The following is a 15,240-nucleotide window of genomic DNA, read 5'->3' on the forward strand; positions in this document are numbered from 1 at the left end:
GCAAGGCGACATTAGGTCGCTGGGTGTGCGTGGCAAGCGTTGCGGTGCCGGTCACTTTCGCGCGTATAAGAAAAGGGCGCCCCTCATGAGAGGGACGCCCTTCTTTTTCTGCTATAACCGTGTCTTAGAAACGGTAGCCGAGGATCAGCGCGCCCTGGTGACGTTCAGGGTTCACGCCACCGATCTGCTCGTAGCGCGAATAGCGATATTCGGCGCGAACGATGAAGCCCTGAACCGTCGTTTCCAGACCGGCGCCCAGACGGTAGCCGTCCAGCTTGATGCTGTTGTCCAGAGTGTCTTCCAGACGGGCATTGGTGTAGCCGCCCTTGGCATAGGCGAGGACGTTCGGAACGACTTCGCCGCCGATGCGGACGCCGGCATAGAGGTCACGGTCAGTGCGGACGATACCTTCCTTGACGTCGGAATCGGCATATTCGCCTTCAATGCCGAAAACGGCACCGTTGACGTTGATGTCATAGCCGATCACGCCGCCGTACAGCAGGCCGCTGTCATGGTTGACCGAGTCGAAATCGACATGATCCACGCCGACGACTGCGCCGACATAGGGACCGGAAAAGGGCACGGCGTCCTGAGCGAAGGCCGGTGCGGAAACGCTGGCAAGCAGCAACGCCGAAGCGATCAGTTTTTTCATGGGGGGGCTCCTTTTCTGGGGTAACCGGATGTTGTCGGAGCGCGCTTTAGGGAGCCTGAGCGTGAAGAGTAAAGCATCACAAACAACGACATACCGCATTGCACAACGAACTGTGGCAATGTTGCATCACGTCTTGAAATGGATTTCCGGCGCCCTAGTCAGCCGGATGACCCCGCTAAGGTCATCCGTCGCTCCGTCCGGTTTTAGAGGCTGCCGAACCCCGGGGCTTCACCGCGCGCCTGCCAGTCCAGTCGGGTTGGGCGTTTCCAGCCGATACGGGGACGCTTGCGCAGCCGCAGCGTCGGCCAGTCGCCATTATCCATGCGCTCGGCCAGCCGCATGCCCTGAGCGCGATAGGCTGACAGAACGGCATCCGCCTGTTCTTTCAGCAATCCGGCTAGCAGGATTGTGCCCCCTTCCTCCACGAGCGCGCAAAGCGAGGGGGCGAGTTCGATCAACGGGCCAGCGAGTATGTTCGCGATCAGCAGATCATAGGGCGCGCGCGTCGCGATTGCGGGGTGATCAACGCCCGCCGCGACATACAGCGCCAGTTGGCTTTGACCCTTGCCGACCGCGATATCGTTGGCGACGGCATTTTCGGCGCTGATGTCGACGGCGATCGGGTCGATGTCGGACGCGGTGGCATAGGCGTGGGGCCATAAATGGAGCGCTGCGAAGGCGAGCAATCCGGTGCCCGTGCCAATGTCCGCCACATTGCCAAAGCGCATGCCAACCTGCCGCATGCGGTCTAGCATCAGAAGGCAGCCTGCGGTGGTCTCATGCTGCCCGGTGCCAAAGGCGCGGCTCGCTTCGATCAGGAAATTGACGTGGCCCTGCTGCTCCGCGTCGCTGGCAAGATTGCGGATGTGGAAGCGTCCGGCCGTGACTGGCTCCAGTCCTTGCTGGCTCAGGGTAACCCAATCCTCATCGGGCAGCTGTTCGATCAGCGGCTTGGTCCCATTTGCGCTGGGGATCAGGGTACGGAGCAGCTTGATCGCGGCGGGGCTGGGTTTGCCTTCAAAATAGGCATCAAGCTGCCATGCATTTTCATCGTCCGGCGCGACCTCGCTGGTCATCAGCACCGGCGGCTTGTCCATGAGCGCGAAGCCCGCGATGTCACCGTCCAACGCCTCCGCCTCGGCGCGGGTGCAGGGCAAGGTGACTTTCCAGCTTTGGACGGAAGAGGGCGCGGCATCAGTCATGCCGCGCCCTTTAGAAGCTTCAGGCGGGAAGGGGAAGTCAGAGGGCTTCAGTCGCTCTCCGGCTGCCTTTTCCCTGAAATTCAGGCCACCTGCCGTCCAAAATCGGATGATGCGGCACGCAGGCTGGCAAGCTTGCCCTCCACGCTCATGAAGCCGCGCTCCAACTGGTCGATTTCGGAAGCAACAACTTCCGTATCCTGACGGATGGCGGAAATGGTGCTCGACATCGAGTCGGCGGCCAGCGCCGTCTCATCGACAGCGGCGGTGATCATCGTGACCGTCTGCGCCTGGGCGTCCATGGCATGACGGATGCGGTCGGCGCTCGATTGCACTTCCCCAACCGTATCGCGGATTCGTTCATTGGTTTCGACCGACTGCCGGGTCGATGCCTGGATGTCGGCTATCTTGCCCGCGATTTCATCGGTCGCACGCGCCGTCTGGTTCGCAAGGCTCTTCACTTCCTGCGCCACGACGGCAAAGCCGCGCCCCGCGTCGCCCGCGCGCGCCGCTTCGATGGTGGCGTTGAGAGCGAGCAGGTTGGTCTGGCCCGCGATGTCGCGGATCAGGCCCAGGATCGACTCGATCGATTTCGCATGCTCGGTCAGAGTCGCCGACATCGTCACCGCATCGCCCGACTGCCGGGCGGCACGCTGCGCCACGTCTGCGGCGCTTTCGACTTCCGTGCGGGCATCCTCGATGGCCCGGATCAGCCCCGCAGAGGTGCGGGCTGCTTCACGCATCGCGATTGCGGATTGTTCGGCGGCGGCGGCGACTTCCGAAGCCTTGCCCAACATGCCGCGTGTGGCGGCAGAGGCATCCTTCGCCTGTTCACGCAGCGATTCGCCGAGCTGGGAAGCGCCGTCGATCTCGCCCATGATCCGCTGCTCGAACAGGGTGCCGATGCGTTGGCGTTCGTTGCGCTGCGCTTCTGCCTCGTCGCCCGCGAAGGCGTTGGTCATCATGCTGGCATCGACCATGCTGACCATGGTGATGATGTTCACAAGCCGCTGGCGAGTGGCATCGTCCGCCGCCTTCTGCCAGACGAGGTTGGTCAACTGTTTGTTGGCTTCCGATACCGCCGTTAGGACGAGGCCTAGGGGCAAGCCGCGTTTGCGGGCCAACCGGACACAGGCGATGGAACTGCCCGCCCAACTGCCTGCCTCATAGAAGCTGAGCTTCTGCCGCACATATTCATGTGCTTCGGTTTCGATCTTGGCGATCGTGGAGGCGGCCAGGACGCTGCGCAGATGAGATTGATCCATGTAGCTGTCGAAGAAGGTGCGGGCCGCGATCGATGCGCCGTCGCCTATCATGTCCCGAATCTCGCGCAGCCCTGCCGCCAATTCGCCGGTGGGATCTATTTCCGCCATGCTGGCGATCATTGCGCTCTTCGCTGGTGCGACGGACGTCATATGCGGCAAACCTCAATTCTCTTGTTTGTCCGTCGGGTCATAGCGCGATCTGGTTAATCAGTTCTTAGCCGTGATCGCCCCGCCGCTCTTTCGGCGCGGCTTGCCCTCTTGACCGTTCGCTCTTAAGGGGACGGGAATCAGGGACAAGCATCAGGGACGTAGGTAGATATGGCGCGAACCACGAGCCGGCCGCTCTCGCCGCATTTGACGATCTGGAAATGGGGGCCTGCTATGGCCATCTCCATCCTGCACCGCGTGACCGGTAACGGTCTGGCTACGGTCGGGATTCTGGGCGTGGTTTGGTGGTTGATGGCCGCTGCGATCGGTCCCGAAGCCTATGCAACTTTCGTCAAATGCGCCACTTCGCCGATCGGTTATCTGGTGATGATCGGCATCAGCTGGTTCTTCTTCCAGCATCTGATGTCGGGCCTGCGCCACTTCGTGCTGGATATGGGTGCGGGCTATGAGCTCAACATCAACAAGACATGGTCGCTGGTGATCCCGGTGCTGTCTACGCTGGCCACCGTGGCGCTGTGGGCCACCATCTTTTCGGGGAAAATCTGATGGGTACGGGAACCGGAATCGGCCGCGTCCGTGGCTTGGGATCGGCGCGGCATGGCGCGCATCACTGGCTGGCGCAGCGTTACACCGCCGTCGGCAACCTGCTGCTGGTTCTGTGGCTGATCTTCAGCCTCGTGAGCCTGCCGGGGCTGGATTATGAAAGCGTCCGCAACTGGATCGCCAATCCGCTGGTAGCCGTGCCGCTGATGCTGATGCTGGTCAGCATTTTCTATCACCTGCGCCTCGGCATGCAGGTGATGCTGGAGGATTATGTTCACGACAAGGGGCTGAACTTCTTCTGCATCCTGCTGCTGAACTTCTACACCATCGCTGGCGCCGCCGCTGGCATCTTCGCGATCGCCAAGATCGCCTTCACGGGGATCGTCAAGTAATGAGCGAAGCCTATAAGATCATCGATCACACCTACGACACGGTCGTAGTGGGTGCTGGCGGTTCGGGCCTTCGCGCGACCATGGGCAGCGCCGAAGCGGGCTTGAAGACCGCCTGCATCACCAAGCTGTTCCCGACTCGCTCGCATACCGTCGCGGCGCAGGGCGGCATCGCCGCTTCGCTCGGCAACAATTCGCCCGACCACTGGACCTGGCACATGTACGACACCGTCAAGGGGTCGGACTGGCTGGGCGACCAAGACGCGATCGAATATATGGTGCGCGAAGCGCCTGCCGCCGTGATCGAGCTGGAACATGCCGGCGTGCCGTTCAGCCGTAACGAGAATGGGACGATCTATCAGCGCCCCTTCGGCGGCCATATGCAGAATATGGGTGCCGGCCCGCCGGTGCAGCGCACCTGCGCCGCCGCCGACCGCACCGGCCACGCGATGCTGCACGCGCTCTACCAGCAGTCGCTGAAGTATGACGCGGACTTCTATATCGAATATTTCGCTATCGACCTGATCATGGAAGACGGCCCGAACGGCAAGGAATGCCGTGGCGTGATCGCCATCTGCATGGAGGATGGATCGATCCATCGCTTCCGCAGCAAGGCGGTGGTGCTGGCGACCGGCGGTTACGGCCGTGCCTATTTCTCTGCCACCTCGGCGCATAGCTGCACCGGCGACGGCGGCGGCATGGTGCTGCGCGCTGGCCTGCCGCTCCAGGATTTGGAGTTCGTGCAGTTCCACCCGACCGGCATCTACGGCGCGGGCGTGCTGATCACCGAAGGCGCACGCGGCGAGGGCGGTTATCTCACCAACTCCGAGGGCGAGCGCTTCATGGAACGCTACGCCCCGTCGGCCAAGGACCTGGCGTCGCGTGACGTCGTGTCCCGCTCGATGGCGATGGAAATGCGTGAAGGGCGCGGTGTTGGTCCGAACAAGGATCACATCTATCTGCACCTCGACCATATCGATCCCAAGGTGCTGGCCGAACGTCTGCCGGGCATCACCGAAAGCGGCAAGATTTTCGCGGGCGTCGATCTGACACGTCAGCCGCTGCCGGTGACGCCGACCGTCCACTATAATATGGGCGGCATCCCCTGTAACTATCATGGGCAGGTGGTGACGAAGGTCGGTGACGATCCGGAAGTCGTGGTGCCGGGCCTTTACGCGGTCGGCGAAGCTGCCTGCGTGTCGGTGCATGGCGCGAACCGGCTTGGCTCCAACTCGTTGATCGATCTTGTCGTGTTTGGCCGCGCTACGGGTCTGCACCTCAAGGAAACGATAAAGCCCAATGGCTCGCATCGTCCGCTGCCCGCCGATGCGGCTGATCTGGCGCTGTCGCGTCTGGATCATTACCGCAACGCCAAGGGCGGTTCGCCGACGGCGAAGATCCGCCTCGAAATGCAGCACACCATGCAGAAGCATGCCGCGGTGTTCCGCGATAGCGCGTTGCTGAGTGAAGGCGTCACCAAGATGGCGCAGGTCAATGCGAGCATGCAGGACGTTGGCGTTTCCGACCGCTCGCTGATCTGGAACACCGACCTCATCGAGACGCTGGAACTGGATAACCTGATGTCTCAGGCGGTCTGCACCATGGTCAGCGCTGAAAACCGCAAGGAAAGCCGCGGCGCCCACGCGCACGAGGACTTCCCAAACCGCGATGATGAGACGTGGATGAAGCACACTGTCAGTTGGTTCGAGGGCTGGGGCGGCAAGGGCGGCAAGGTGTCGCTCGATTACCGTCCGGTGCACGACTACACGCTCACCGACGAAGCCGAGTATATCAAGCCGAAGGCTCGCGTTTACTGAGCCGCGCCGTCGGATGAGATAGGTAAGAGGGCGGGCTGCAAGGCTCGCCCTTTTTTGTCTATGGTTCAGTTCATGTCGAAGGAGGTCGGGCGATGGCGGATGCAAGCAGACATGTAGGCCAGTGTCATTGCGGCGCCGTCCGGTTCGAGGTTGAGCTGAGCAATGGCCTCGACAGCGCCCGCCGATGCACCTGCTCATTTTGCCGGATGCGGGGCGCCGTAGCTGTCACGGCGAAGTTGGACGGTCTTCATGTCGTTCGGGGCGCCGATATGCTGACGAGCTATCGTTTCAATACGGGAGCGGCGCAGCACTTCTTCTGCTCGGGGTGCGGCATCTACACGCACCACCAGCGCCGCTCCAATGCAAACGAATATGGGGTGAATGTCGCCTGCCTCGAAGGAATGAGCCCCTTCGATTTCGATAAGGTGCCCGTGCTGGATGGCGAGAACCATCCGAGTGACAATGAGGGGCGGGCGCGGATCGCAGGGGTACTGCGGTTTATTCGCGCTGAAAGTGAGGGGTGAGGTGCGGGCCGCTGAACGCGACGGGCGGGCGGACTTGTCGGCCGATGACCATAGCTGGACATTGAATTTTTCCTAGGCGCTTGCCGAAAATTGCCGTTGGTTCGATCGAAGAATGAGGTTATCTGTCATCGCATCCGGCCATTTCTAAATGCGCTCACGTCGAGATATTTCTTCATCGCCGTCATCGCTCCTATATTTTGGGTGGTGATTGCATTGCAGATAGGCCACGCCTTAGAGCTTATCGCTCCTGACTATCGGCAGATAGTTTTTTGGCTGTCGGTGGCCTATGGTATCTCGGTTCTGCTTGCCCTGCGTCATGATGACCCGGAAAATCCATAAGGGCGACCCTCGCACAATCGGCACAGCAGCAGCCCTCTGTAAACATAGGCCTAAGCCCCAAATCGGACGCCAGCAGAAGCATCTCACCGTCGTGCGTAACGGCAAGTTGGTGATGATGTCGTGTAGGATTGCGATGCCGGTTGACGGGAGCGGATAACGCAAATGATGAGGTGAATGGCAACATCTTTCGGCGGAATATTGTGTTGGATTGCTCTTGCGCTCGCGGGCTCACATTTTTTCGGAGCAGATCAGTTTCTGTTTATAGCGATTGGTGCGATCCTTGGTACTCTCACTTTAGGAAAGATATTTCGATCCTTTGGGAAACGGCGATTCAATAAGATACTCGCCGCAATCGACAACATAGATGCGCGGCCTGCCACGTTTCAAGGCTCGCCCGCGCAAGTTCCATTGGCTTTTGAGGTGACAAAATCAAATGGCTGGGTCGGGGAGTTCCTTTCCGATTCAACGCAAGACCTATTGAGTATCCGCTTTACTCCCGTCGATGGAGCCTCCACTGCGCAGGAGTTTTTGGAGGCGCTTTTTGAGGCCAAGCTCGTTCGAGACGTTCAGCCCTGATTTATAAGTCGGTGTCCGCTTAGCTTTGTATCGCTTTTCAAAGCCGCCAGTGCGTTTCCTACGCCATATACGTCATTTCAGGGCTTGCGTTTGAGAACGGCGGCAAAACCCCCTCTAGCGCCTATCCCATCGTCTCGCTAAGCCTTCATTCAATGACGATCGATCCCCTGGTCCTTTTGCAGGCCTATTCCATCGGCGTGTTTCCCATGTCGGATGACCGGGATGCGGAGGAGGTTTATTGGATTGAGCCCAAGCGGCGAGCGATCATGCCGCTCCATGGCTTTCGCATGTCTCATTCGCTGGCCAAGACGATCCGGCAGGAGCGCTTCCGCGTGACTGCCAACCGCGATTTTGGCGGCATTGTCTCGCTATGCGCGCAAGCGGCGGAGGATCGGCCGTCGACCTGGATTAACAAGGAGATCGAGCAGACATATCGCCATCTGCACGAGATCGGCTTCGCGCATTCGATCGAGGTTTGGGATGGCGATGAGCTGGCGGGCGGCCTCTATGGCGTCGCTTTGGGCCAAGCCTTTTTCGGCGAAAGCATGGTGTCGCGAAAAACCGATGCTTCGAAGGTCGCTCTGGCCTGGCTCACTGCCCGCATGCTCTTTTCAGGCTTCACCTTGCTCGACTGCCAATTCATGACCGACCATCTTCGGTCATTGGGCGCGATAGAAATCAGCCAGAAGGATTATCTGGGATTGCTGGCAGGCGCACTGGGCGACGTACCGCTTGGCTCGGGCCGTTCTTCGGCGTTGGCCGGAGGTTCGGGAACCTGGGCAGAGCTTGCATTCGCGCCGCTTGAGGGGGAAGAATCCGCCGGAGGTTCACCTTTGCCACCGAGCTTGACCGTGTCGGGTCCGCTCTCGGGCCAGGACATCGTGCAGCTTCTTACCCAGACATCGTAGATCGGGTGCTGCACGACGTTGCGATCCGGGCGTTCCTTAAACAACCAGCCCGAGAAGTTGCGACGCCATTTATTGTCGGCGGTGCTGCGCACGTCGAGTTGAACGAAAGCCCCGGTTTCCTGAACATTTTCCCAGGGGGCGGTCGTCTCACACGCTTGCAGGCGGACGATCGCATCGCCTACGCGTAAGGCGTCGCCGGGCTTCATCGTGAGGTCAGTGGTGATGCCGTTGCGCTTGTTGAGCAGGCCGATCACGGCCACGCGCTCCGCCATTGGCGTGCCGGGCAGAGAACCGGATCCGCCATTGCGAATCTTCTGCCCCTCGATCTTCACGGGGCCGGTCTGGTTCGCAGTGGGGAGTTCATCGCCGCCACAGGCCGCAAGCGACAACAGCAGGGCGAGGGGCAGGATCGGCAGGACCGTCCCCGCCGGGCGCAGGGTCATGACGCGTCGGGGCTCCACGCTTCATAATCGCCGGTCGCGCGCTGGCGCTGCGCACCCTTTTCCAGCGCGCCCGTGGGCCGGTAAGCATTGGGAGTGCCAGTCGCGTTGGGCGTGAAATCCCGTTCCCAGATACGAGGCGGAGGCAGGAAGCTTTCCGGCGTTCCTTCGATCGTGTGATGCAGCCACCCGTGCCATTCGGCAGGCACCCGGCTGGCATCGTTATTACCGTTGTAGATTACCCAGCGGCGGGCGCGGCCGTGCACGTCCGTGCCGCCTTCATAATAGATATTGCCCTGATGGTCCTCGCCCACTTTCTTGCCCTTGCGGGAGGTATAAAGTGCGGTGCCGATGGTCGCGCCATTCCACCAGGTGAAGATCTTGGCCAGGATTCCCATGCGCCAAGCGCTTAGCGCCTGCCGTGGGGGATTGGCAAGGCGGATATGGCGTCAGCGGGTGCGCGGTGGGCAGAAATCGAGGCTGGCAGGGCTTTTGACCGCAGGATCGACGCAGCTGCCCCAAGATACACTGTCGCCCTCGACGATGCCGAGTTCAGCCGCTCGTCCGCCGCGCAGCTCAAGGACGGCCGCCACGGGAACCCCAGCAGAAACCGGCACGCGTGAATAAGGGGCCGCATTGGCGGCGATGAAGGCGATCGCGCCGTCGGTGCGGATGAAGATCATGTCCAGCGGGATCAGCGTGTCCTTCATCCAGAAGCTGGCGGTCCGGGGCGGCGACATGGGAAAGAGCATGCCGCTATTTGCATCCAGGGACTTGCGGAACATCAGGCCCCGTTCCTGATCCTTTGCGGTGATGGCGGTTTCCACCGCAAAACGGTGCCTGCCCGAGTTCGTACGGATTTCAAGGGGGAGCAGATTGGTCTGCTGGTTTGTAGGGCTGGCGGTCTTTTCCGCCTTGGGCTGAGTGGGAGAACAGGCGGCTAAAACCGCGACCAGGAAGGGAAAGGCGATCCGCATCCTGCTGTGCTAGCCTATCCGGGAGTAGTGACGCCACAGATTTTGCGAGGCCCCATGGCGCGCCGTCACTGGTCGGGGTCTGGCGGCTCACCAGGGGCAGCGTCCGTCCAGCGGCGGGCGGTGTCGAAACTGTGGCCTGCGCGCAGGAAAGCGGCGATGGCCTTTTCACGCTGCTTAGGATCGGTTGCTGCCGTGGCATAGGGGCCGAGGCGTTTGCGGCGGGCGAAACGATCGGCTGCAGCCCAACTATCGTTATCGACCTGAACGTCGGCTTCTTCCCGATCAGTGTCCGCTATGCCGTCTGCGCGCAAGGTCTGTGCAACGCGGCGTGCGCCATAGCCGCGACGGGTAAGCGCCGCGCTTTTCATGACGGCGAAGCTGCGATCATCGACGTAGCGCAGTTCGGCGAGCCGTTCGACAAGCCGTTCGGGCGCGGGCGGACCTTCGCCAGCCCATCCGCGTTCCTGCAATTTGCGGTTGAGATAAGCGAGCAGCTTCGCCCGGCTCGTCGCGAAACGGCCGACGTAACGCAGGGCCAGATCGCGCAGGCTGTCGCCATCCAGCGGTGGTCGGGGGCGTTTGCCGGTCATATGAGCGCCTTCATGGCAATGGTTTATGCGACGGGCGCCTTGATTATGCCACAGTGGGGCCGGAATTTTACCGCGCCTCATGCTGTAGAAGGCCAAGCTGGAATGCAACTATCCGGTGCATTGCCGCTTCAAAGATGATAGCGGCGCGCCCGGATGACAAGATTGAAATTGGGTGAAACCAATATGACGGGTTCGCAAAGCATGATGGCACCGACGCCGACCAATGACGCCCTTCCCCGGCGCTTCTCGGATTTCGGGACGCTGGGCGAGGCGCTCGACTATGCGGCGCAGGGGCAGCGCGGGCTGAATTTCCATGATGCGCGTGGCAATCTGGCGCGACCCTATCCCTTTGCCGAACTGCGCGCCGATGCCATTGCATGCGCCCACCGCCTGATCGCGCATGGCGTGAAGCCGCAGGATCGCGTGGCCCTGGTCGCGGAAACTGGTGCGGATTTCGCGCAGCTGTTCTTCGGCATCATCTATGCCGGCGCCTGGCCGGTGCCGCTGCCACTGCCGACCAGCTTTGGCGGCAAGGAAAGCTATATCGACCAGCTCAACGTCCAGCTCGACAGCTGCGATCCGATGCTGTTCCTCTTCCCCAAGGAACTGGAGGAGATGGCGGGCGAGTCCGGGCGGCAGAAGAATGTTGAGAGCATCGCATTCGAGGATTTCATCGCGCGCGAAGCCGTACCCTGCGACCTGCCGCAAGCGAAGGGCGAGGAGATCGCCTATCTGCAATATTCCAGCGGATCGACCCGCTTCCCCCACGGCGTCGCGGTGACGCACCATGCGCTGCTGAGCAACCTCGCCGCGCACAGCCATGGCATGCAGGTTCAGGAGAGCGATCGCTGCATCAGCTGGCTGCCCTGGTATCATGACATGGGGCTGGTCGGCTGTTTTCTGTCCGTCGTCGCGAACCAGGTGTCGACCGATTATATGAAGACCGAGGATTTCGCCCGCCGCCCGCTGGCATGGCTGGACCTTATCAGCCGCAATGAAGGCACCTCGATCAGTTATTCGCCGACCTTCGGCTACGACATTTGCGCGCGGCGCATGTCGAGCCAGACCAAGGCGCAGGACCGGTTCGACCTGTCGCGCTGGCGGCTCGCGGGCAATGGCGCGGACATGATCCGCCCCGACGTGATGCAGAGCTTTGTCGATGCGTTCGCTGATGCAGGGTTCAGCCCGAAGGCGTTTCTGCCGAGCTATGGCTTGGCCGAAGCGACGCTGGCCGTCACCATCATGCCGCCGGGCGAGGGCATCATCGTCGAGCTGGTCGAGGAAACCGACCTGTCGGGCGGCGACGCGACCGAGGGACGGCCGCAGCGTTTTCGTTCGATCGTGAACTGCGGCAAGCCCGCGCGCGACATGATCGTGGAAATCCGTGACGAAGATGGCGCACCGCTGGGCGAGCGGCAGATCGGCAAGGTGTGGACGACCGGCCCGTCGCTGATGGTCGGATATTTCCGCGATCAGGAAGCGACCGACGCCTGCATGGCTGACGGTTGGCTGGACACCGGCGACATGGGCTATCTGAGCGATGGCTATCTCTACATTGTCGGCCGCGCCAAGGACATGATCATCATCAACGGTAAGAACCACTGGCCGCAGGATATCGAATGGGCGGTGGAGCAGCTGCCCGGCTTCAAGCAGGGCGACATCGCCGCCTTCGCGATTACAACGCCGGGCGGTGAGGAAGCGCCCGCCGTGCTCGTGCATTGCCGCACGTCCGACAATGACGAGCGCACGCGGCTGCGCGACCAGATTCGCGAGCGGGTGCGGGCGATCACCGGCATGAACTGCGTCGTGGAGCTGGTGCCGCCGAGGACGCTGCCGCGGACGAGTTCGGGCAAATTGAGCCGGTCCAAGGCGCGGAACCTGTATCTGACGGGTGAGATCAGGCCTTACGACATCGCGGCTTGATTGGTTCTATTGGAATAGTTTTATCCCGTTCGCCCTGAGCCTGTCGAAGGGCTCTCCTTTCAGGAAGAGAAGTAGAGGGCTTCGACAAGCTCAGCCCGAACGGGTTGGGGGTGGTTTTTACCCGCTCTTCTGATCTTTCAACACCTGCCGCTCGATCGTGGTCCACAGGCTCGCGAAAGCCTGTGCCGGGGGTGAAGACGCCGCGAAGGCGCCGAGCGGCTTCCTGTGCACCGTCATCTGTTCGACCATGCTGGCCATCGGGATGGCGGGCCAGCCGGGCTGTTCGTCGATCGCCTTGCGATGCAGGGCGCGGCGGCGGTCAACCATGGAATAGACGGGCATGATGGGGGCATGCGATCCGCCGCGCTGGACCAGATAGCGCGCCACCTCGCCCATCGCCCGTTGCGACAGCGGCGAGGGGATGACTGGGATGACGATCATGTCGGCAGCGCGCAGCACCTGTTCGCTGGTTTCGGTGAGACCGGGCGGGCAGTCGAGGATGATGCGGTCATAATCCTTGCCCAGGCTGTCGATCAGCTTGGCGAGCCGCTTTTTCTTGTCCAGTTCGCGGAAGAGATGGTCGAGACTGCGCAGCGACGTGTCGGCGGCGATAAGGTCGAGGCCGGGCACCGTCGAAGGCTGGATGAGCTTGCGAACCTCTACATCCTTGCTGAAGATCGCTTGTGCGGCGTCGCGGCTCTGTCGGTCGGTGGAGATGAGCCAGCTGGACGCAGCCTGCGGGTCGAGATCCCACAGCAGGGTGCGCCGCCGTGAAATAGTGGCGGATGCCCATGCGAGATTGATCGCGAAGGTGGTTTTGCCCACCCCGCCCTTGAGGCTGTAGACGGCGATGGTCGCCAATGCCGGTTCCTTTGCCATGGGGCGAAAGCTACGGCTTTGCCCCGCCAAAGCAAGCGGACAATCATATGTTAATGACGCTGTCGTGACAGATGCGCGGACCTCATGAAAAATCCCGCCGGGGATGACCGGCGGGATTTTATCTTTCCAACCTGAAGGATCAGGCCGCTGCGCGACGTTCCTTCAATTCCTCGTTCAGCATTTCCGCGAGCAGGAAGGCGAGTTCCAGGCTCTGCGCTGCGTTGAGGCGCGGGTCGCAATGCGTGTGGTAGCGGTCGGCCAGGCCCTCGTCGGTGATGGCGATGGCGCCGCCGGTGCATTCCGTCACATTCTGCCCGGTCATTTCGGCATGGATGCCGCCACCGAAGCTGCCTTCCGCGCGGTGCACGGCAAAGAAGCCGCGCACTTCAGCGAGGATGCGGTCGAAGGGCCGCGTCTTGTAGCCATTGGCTGCCTTGATGACGTTGCCGTGCATCGGGTCGCAGGACCAGACGACGGGATGGCCTTCCTTCAGCACAGCCCGGACCAGCTTGGGCAGGCCCGCTTCGATCTTGTCATGACCATAGCGTGTGATGAGCGTAATACGGCCAGCCTCGCGCGAGGGGTTCAGGATGTCGAGCAGGCGGATCAGCGCGTCGGGCTCGAGGCTCGGGCCGCACTTCATGCCGATCGGATTGCCGATGCCGCGCAGATATTCGACATGCGCAGACCCTTCAAACCGCGTGCGGTCCCCGATCCAGAGCATGTGTGCGGATGTGTCGTACCAGTCGCCGGTCAGCGAATCCTGACGGGTCAGCGCCTGCTCATAGGGGAGCAGCAGCGCCTCATGGCTGGTGTAGAAGCTGGTTCCGCCAAGCTGCGGCACGGTTTCGGGCGACAGGCCGCAAGCGCGCATGAAGTCGAGCGCCGCGCCGATCTGATCAGCGACGGCGTCGAACTTTGCCGCGAGCGGGCTGCGGCCCATGAAATCGAGCATCCAGCCATGCACGCGATCCAAGCTGGCATAGCCGCCAGTCGAGAAGGCGCGCAGCAGGTTGAGCGTCGCTGCCGACTGGTTGTAGGCGCGGATCATGCGCTGGGCATCGGGCTCGCGCGATTCCGGCGTGAAGGCGATGTCGTTGACATTGTCGCCACGATAGCTGGGCAGTTCGACGCCGCCGATCGTTTCCGTATCGGCCGAGCGCGGCTTGGCGAACTGACCCGCCATGCGGCCGACCTTCACGATTGGCAGCTTGGACGCAAATGTCAGCACCACGGCCATTTGCAGCAGCACGCGGAACGTGTCGCGGATATTGTTCGGATGGAATTCCGCGAAGCTTTCGGCGCAATCGCCGCCTTGTAGCAGAAACGCCTCGCCGGTCGTGACCTTGGCGAGTTCGGCCTTCAGGCTGCGCGCTTCGCCGGCAAAGACGAGCGGGGGAAACTGGCTGAGCTGCGTCTCCACGGCGGCAAGCGCCTGTGCATCACGATAGACGGGCATCTGAATGCCCTTATGCTCGCGCCAGCTTTCCGGCGTCCACTTCGCCGTCACGTCCATTCTCCCAAAGCTAAAAATAGTGGCCGCCCCTACGCCCATGTAGGAATCAAAGCAAGTTTATACCATCCCCATCAGGGATGCGGCGCGGAGAAGGCGGGTTTCAGGTGCAGCGGATTGGCCACGTGCTGCGCGAACCAACTTCCGCCGTTTCACTTCTTGCAAGGATAATGCTCGTTCAGCGCGATGCTGACGATGACCGAGGCCGGGGCGTTGCGCTGGTCGGGATAGCGTTCAAGATAGGCGATGACGATGCGCCGCACTTCTTCCGCCTGCATCCGGTCAGGCCAGCAATTAGGCTGGGCGCGACCAATGAACACGTCCTTCTTGATGCCGTCCACCGCGCCGACGATGTACGCGGTGCAGGCCAGCGCATATTCCGGCGCCTTGTTGCGGCACTTTGCGCGCAGCGTGGTGCCGGTTTCGAACATGAAGTGCTGGGCGGCGGCAGGCGGAGTGGCCACCGGGCTCCCGAACAGGAGCAGCGCCGTCAGAATGTGCCATTTCATGCGCCGATGGTGCGCTTCCCGCATGGACC

General features: G+C 61.7%; 17 protein-coding genes and 1 pseudogene. 8 read left to right on the top strand and 10 right to left on the bottom strand.

From position 1 onward, the window contains the following. Positions 1-124 precede the first annotated feature (124 nt). The 3 genes from IZV00_RS00715 to IZV00_RS00725 all read right to left on the bottom strand — a co-directional run bounded on the left by IZV00_RS00715 (position 125) and on the right by IZV00_RS00725 (position 3,266). A complete protein-coding gene (locus tag IZV00_RS00715) occupies positions 125-652 on the bottom strand; it encodes a porin family protein (RefSeq protein WP_196225337.1) in 528 nt (175 codons plus the stop codon). 203 nt (positions 653-855) lie between these two features. Further along, entirely contained in the window at positions 856-1,854 is a 999-nt protein-coding gene (locus tag IZV00_RS00720; RefSeq protein WP_196225338.1) for a 50S ribosomal protein L11 methyltransferase, read from the bottom strand. Positions 1,855-1,934: 80 nt separating this feature from the next. Next, positions 1,935-3,266 carry a methyl-accepting chemotaxis protein gene (locus IZV00_RS00725; protein WP_196225339.1) on the bottom strand — a complete coding sequence of 444 codons (1,332 nt, stop codon included), beginning with the start codon at positions 3,264-3,266 and terminating at the stop codon, positions 1,935-1,937. Positions 3,267-3,434: 168 nt separating this feature from the next. Between IZV00_RS00725 and sdhC the strand changes: the two genes are divergently transcribed. The 7 genes from sdhC to aat all read left to right on the top strand — a co-directional run bounded on the left by sdhC (position 3,435) and on the right by aat (position 8,380). Beyond that, entirely contained in the window at positions 3,435-3,830 is a 396-nt protein-coding gene (sdhC, locus tag IZV00_RS00730; protein ID WP_196225340.1) for a succinate dehydrogenase, cytochrome b556 subunit, read from the top strand. Then, entirely contained in the window at positions 3,830-4,219 is a 390-nt protein-coding gene (gene sdhD, locus IZV00_RS00735) for a succinate dehydrogenase, hydrophobic membrane anchor protein (protein ID WP_196225341.1), read from the top strand. The genes sdhC and sdhD overlap by 1 nt, the downstream gene beginning before the upstream one ends. Further along, positions 4,219-6,033, top strand: coding sequence for a succinate dehydrogenase flavoprotein subunit (sdhA, locus tag IZV00_RS00740; RefSeq protein ID WP_196225342.1), 1,815 nt, complete (start codon positions 4,219-4,221; stop codon positions 6,031-6,033). Before sdhD ends, sdhA begins: the two co-directional genes overlap by 1 nt. 92 nt (positions 6,034-6,125) lie before the next feature. After that, complete coding sequence (locus tag IZV00_RS00745; protein ID WP_196225343.1) at positions 6,126-6,557, top strand: GFA family protein; 432 nt, start codon at positions 6,126-6,128, stop codon at positions 6,555-6,557. 96 nt (positions 6,558-6,653) lie between these two features. Beyond that, positions 6,654-6,896 (top strand): hypothetical protein, encoded by a 243-nt coding sequence (locus IZV00_RS00750; protein WP_196225344.1) that lies wholly within the window; start codon positions 6,654-6,656, stop codon positions 6,894-6,896. A gap of 174 nt (positions 6,897-7,070) precedes the next feature. After that, positions 7,071-7,472, top strand: coding sequence for a hypothetical protein (locus IZV00_RS00755; protein WP_196225345.1), 402 nt, complete (start codon positions 7,071-7,073; stop codon positions 7,470-7,472). Between the two features lie 152 nt (positions 7,473-7,624). Then, a complete protein-coding gene (aat, locus tag IZV00_RS00760; RefSeq protein ID WP_196225346.1) occupies positions 7,625-8,380 on the top strand; it encodes a leucyl/phenylalanyl-tRNA--protein transferase in 756 nt (251 codons plus the stop codon). Positions 8,381-8,415: 35 nt separating this feature from the next. On the opposite strand, the pseudogene IZV00_RS21400 reads toward aat, so the two are convergent. From IZV00_RS21400 to IZV00_RS00780, 4 genes and pseudogenes are all read right to left on the bottom strand, one after another. Beyond that, positions 8,416-8,823, bottom strand: a pseudogene (locus tag IZV00_RS21400) (DUF2155 domain-containing protein); the annotation flags it as partial. Then, positions 8,820-9,218, bottom strand: a complete 399-nt coding sequence (locus tag IZV00_RS00770; protein ID WP_196225347.1) for an NADH:ubiquinone oxidoreductase subunit NDUFA12 — start codon at positions 9,216-9,218, stop codon at positions 8,820-8,822. The gene IZV00_RS00770 and the pseudogene IZV00_RS21400, both read right to left, overlap by 4 nt. Positions 9,219-9,269: 51 nt before the next feature. Further along, positions 9,270-9,797 (bottom strand): DUF192 domain-containing protein, encoded by a 528-nt coding sequence (locus IZV00_RS00775; protein WP_196225348.1) that lies wholly within the window; start codon positions 9,795-9,797, stop codon positions 9,270-9,272. Positions 9,798-9,862: 65 nt separating this feature from the next. Further along, positions 9,863-10,387 (bottom strand): regulatory protein RecX, encoded by a 525-nt coding sequence (locus tag IZV00_RS00780; protein WP_196225349.1) that lies wholly within the window; start codon positions 10,385-10,387, stop codon positions 9,863-9,865. 201 nt (positions 10,388-10,588) lie between these two features. Between IZV00_RS00780 and IZV00_RS00785 the strand changes: the two genes are divergently transcribed. After that, positions 10,589-12,310, top strand: coding sequence for a fatty acyl-AMP ligase (locus tag IZV00_RS00785; protein WP_196226438.1), 1,722 nt, complete (start codon positions 10,589-10,591; stop codon positions 12,308-12,310). Positions 12,311-12,427: 117 nt separating this feature from the next. On the opposite strand, the gene IZV00_RS00790 is transcribed toward IZV00_RS00785, so the two are convergent. From IZV00_RS00790 to IZV00_RS00800, 3 genes are all read right to left on the bottom strand, one after another. After that, the gene (locus IZV00_RS00790; protein WP_196225350.1) at positions 12,428-13,189 is read right to left on the bottom strand and encodes a ParA family protein; all 762 of its coding nucleotides are present in this window, start codon (positions 13,187-13,189) and stop codon (positions 12,428-12,430) included. 139 nt (positions 13,190-13,328) lie between these two features. Further along, positions 13,329-14,699 (bottom strand): class II 3-deoxy-7-phosphoheptulonate synthase, encoded by a 1,371-nt coding sequence (locus tag IZV00_RS00795; protein ID WP_196225351.1) that lies wholly within the window; start codon positions 14,697-14,699, stop codon positions 13,329-13,331. 155 nt (positions 14,700-14,854) lie between these two features. Next, positions 14,855-15,211, bottom strand: a complete 357-nt coding sequence (locus IZV00_RS00800; protein WP_230463242.1) for a Rap1a/Tai family immunity protein — start codon at positions 15,209-15,211, stop codon at positions 14,855-14,857. Positions 15,212-15,240 lie beyond the last annotated feature (29 nt).

This window comes from Sphingobium sp. Cam5-1 (genome assembly GCF_015693305.1).
GTDB lineage: Bacteria > Pseudomonadota > Alphaproteobacteria > Sphingomonadales > Sphingomonadaceae > Sphingobium.

Excerpts from the sequence above, each read along its gene's own strand:
- IZV00_RS00715 (WP_196225337.1), bottom strand. The coding sequence starts at position 652 with ATGAAAAAACTGATCGCTTCGGCGTTGCTGCTTGCCAGCGTTTCCGCA.
- IZV00_RS00720 (WP_196225338.1), bottom strand. The coding sequence starts at position 1,854 with ATGACTGATGCCGCGCCCTCTTCCGTCCAAAGCTGGAAAGTCACCTTG.
- IZV00_RS00725 (WP_196225339.1), bottom strand. The coding sequence starts at position 3,266 with ATGACGTCCGTCGCACCAGCGAAGAGCGCAATGATCGCCAGCATGGCG.
- sdhC (WP_196225340.1), top strand. The coding sequence starts at position 3,435 with ATGGCGCGAACCACGAGCCGGCCGCTCTCGCCGCATTTGACGATCTGG.
- sdhD (WP_196225341.1), top strand. The coding sequence starts at position 3,830 with ATGGGTACGGGAACCGGAATCGGCCGCGTCCGTGGCTTGGGATCGGCG.
- sdhA (WP_196225342.1), top strand. The coding sequence starts at position 4,219 with ATGAGCGAAGCCTATAAGATCATCGATCACACCTACGACACGGTCGTA.
- IZV00_RS00745 (WP_196225343.1), top strand. The coding sequence starts at position 6,126 with ATGGCGGATGCAAGCAGACATGTAGGCCAGTGTCATTGCGGCGCCGTC.
- IZV00_RS00755 (WP_196225345.1), top strand. The coding sequence starts at position 7,071 with ATGGCAACATCTTTCGGCGGAATATTGTGTTGGATTGCTCTTGCGCTC.
- aat (WP_196225346.1), top strand. The coding sequence starts at position 7,625 with ATGACGATCGATCCCCTGGTCCTTTTGCAGGCCTATTCCATCGGCGTG.
- IZV00_RS00770 (WP_196225347.1), bottom strand. The coding sequence starts at position 9,218 with ATGGGAATCCTGGCCAAGATCTTCACCTGGTGGAATGGCGCGACCATC.
- IZV00_RS00775 (WP_196225348.1), bottom strand. The coding sequence starts at position 9,797 with ATGCGGATCGCCTTTCCCTTCCTGGTCGCGGTTTTAGCCGCCTGTTCT.
- IZV00_RS00780 (WP_196225349.1), bottom strand. The coding sequence starts at position 10,387 with ATGACCGGCAAACGCCCCCGACCACCGCTGGATGGCGACAGCCTGCGC.
- IZV00_RS00785 (WP_196226438.1), top strand. The coding sequence starts at position 10,589 with ATGATGGCACCGACGCCGACCAATGACGCCCTTCCCCGGCGCTTCTCG.
- IZV00_RS00790 (WP_196225350.1), bottom strand. The coding sequence starts at position 13,189 with ATGGCAAAGGAACCGGCATTGGCGACCATCGCCGTCTACAGCCTCAAG.
- IZV00_RS00800 (WP_230463242.1), bottom strand. The coding sequence starts at position 15,211 with ATGAAATGGCACATTCTGACGGCGCTGCTCCTGTTCGGGAGCCCGGTG.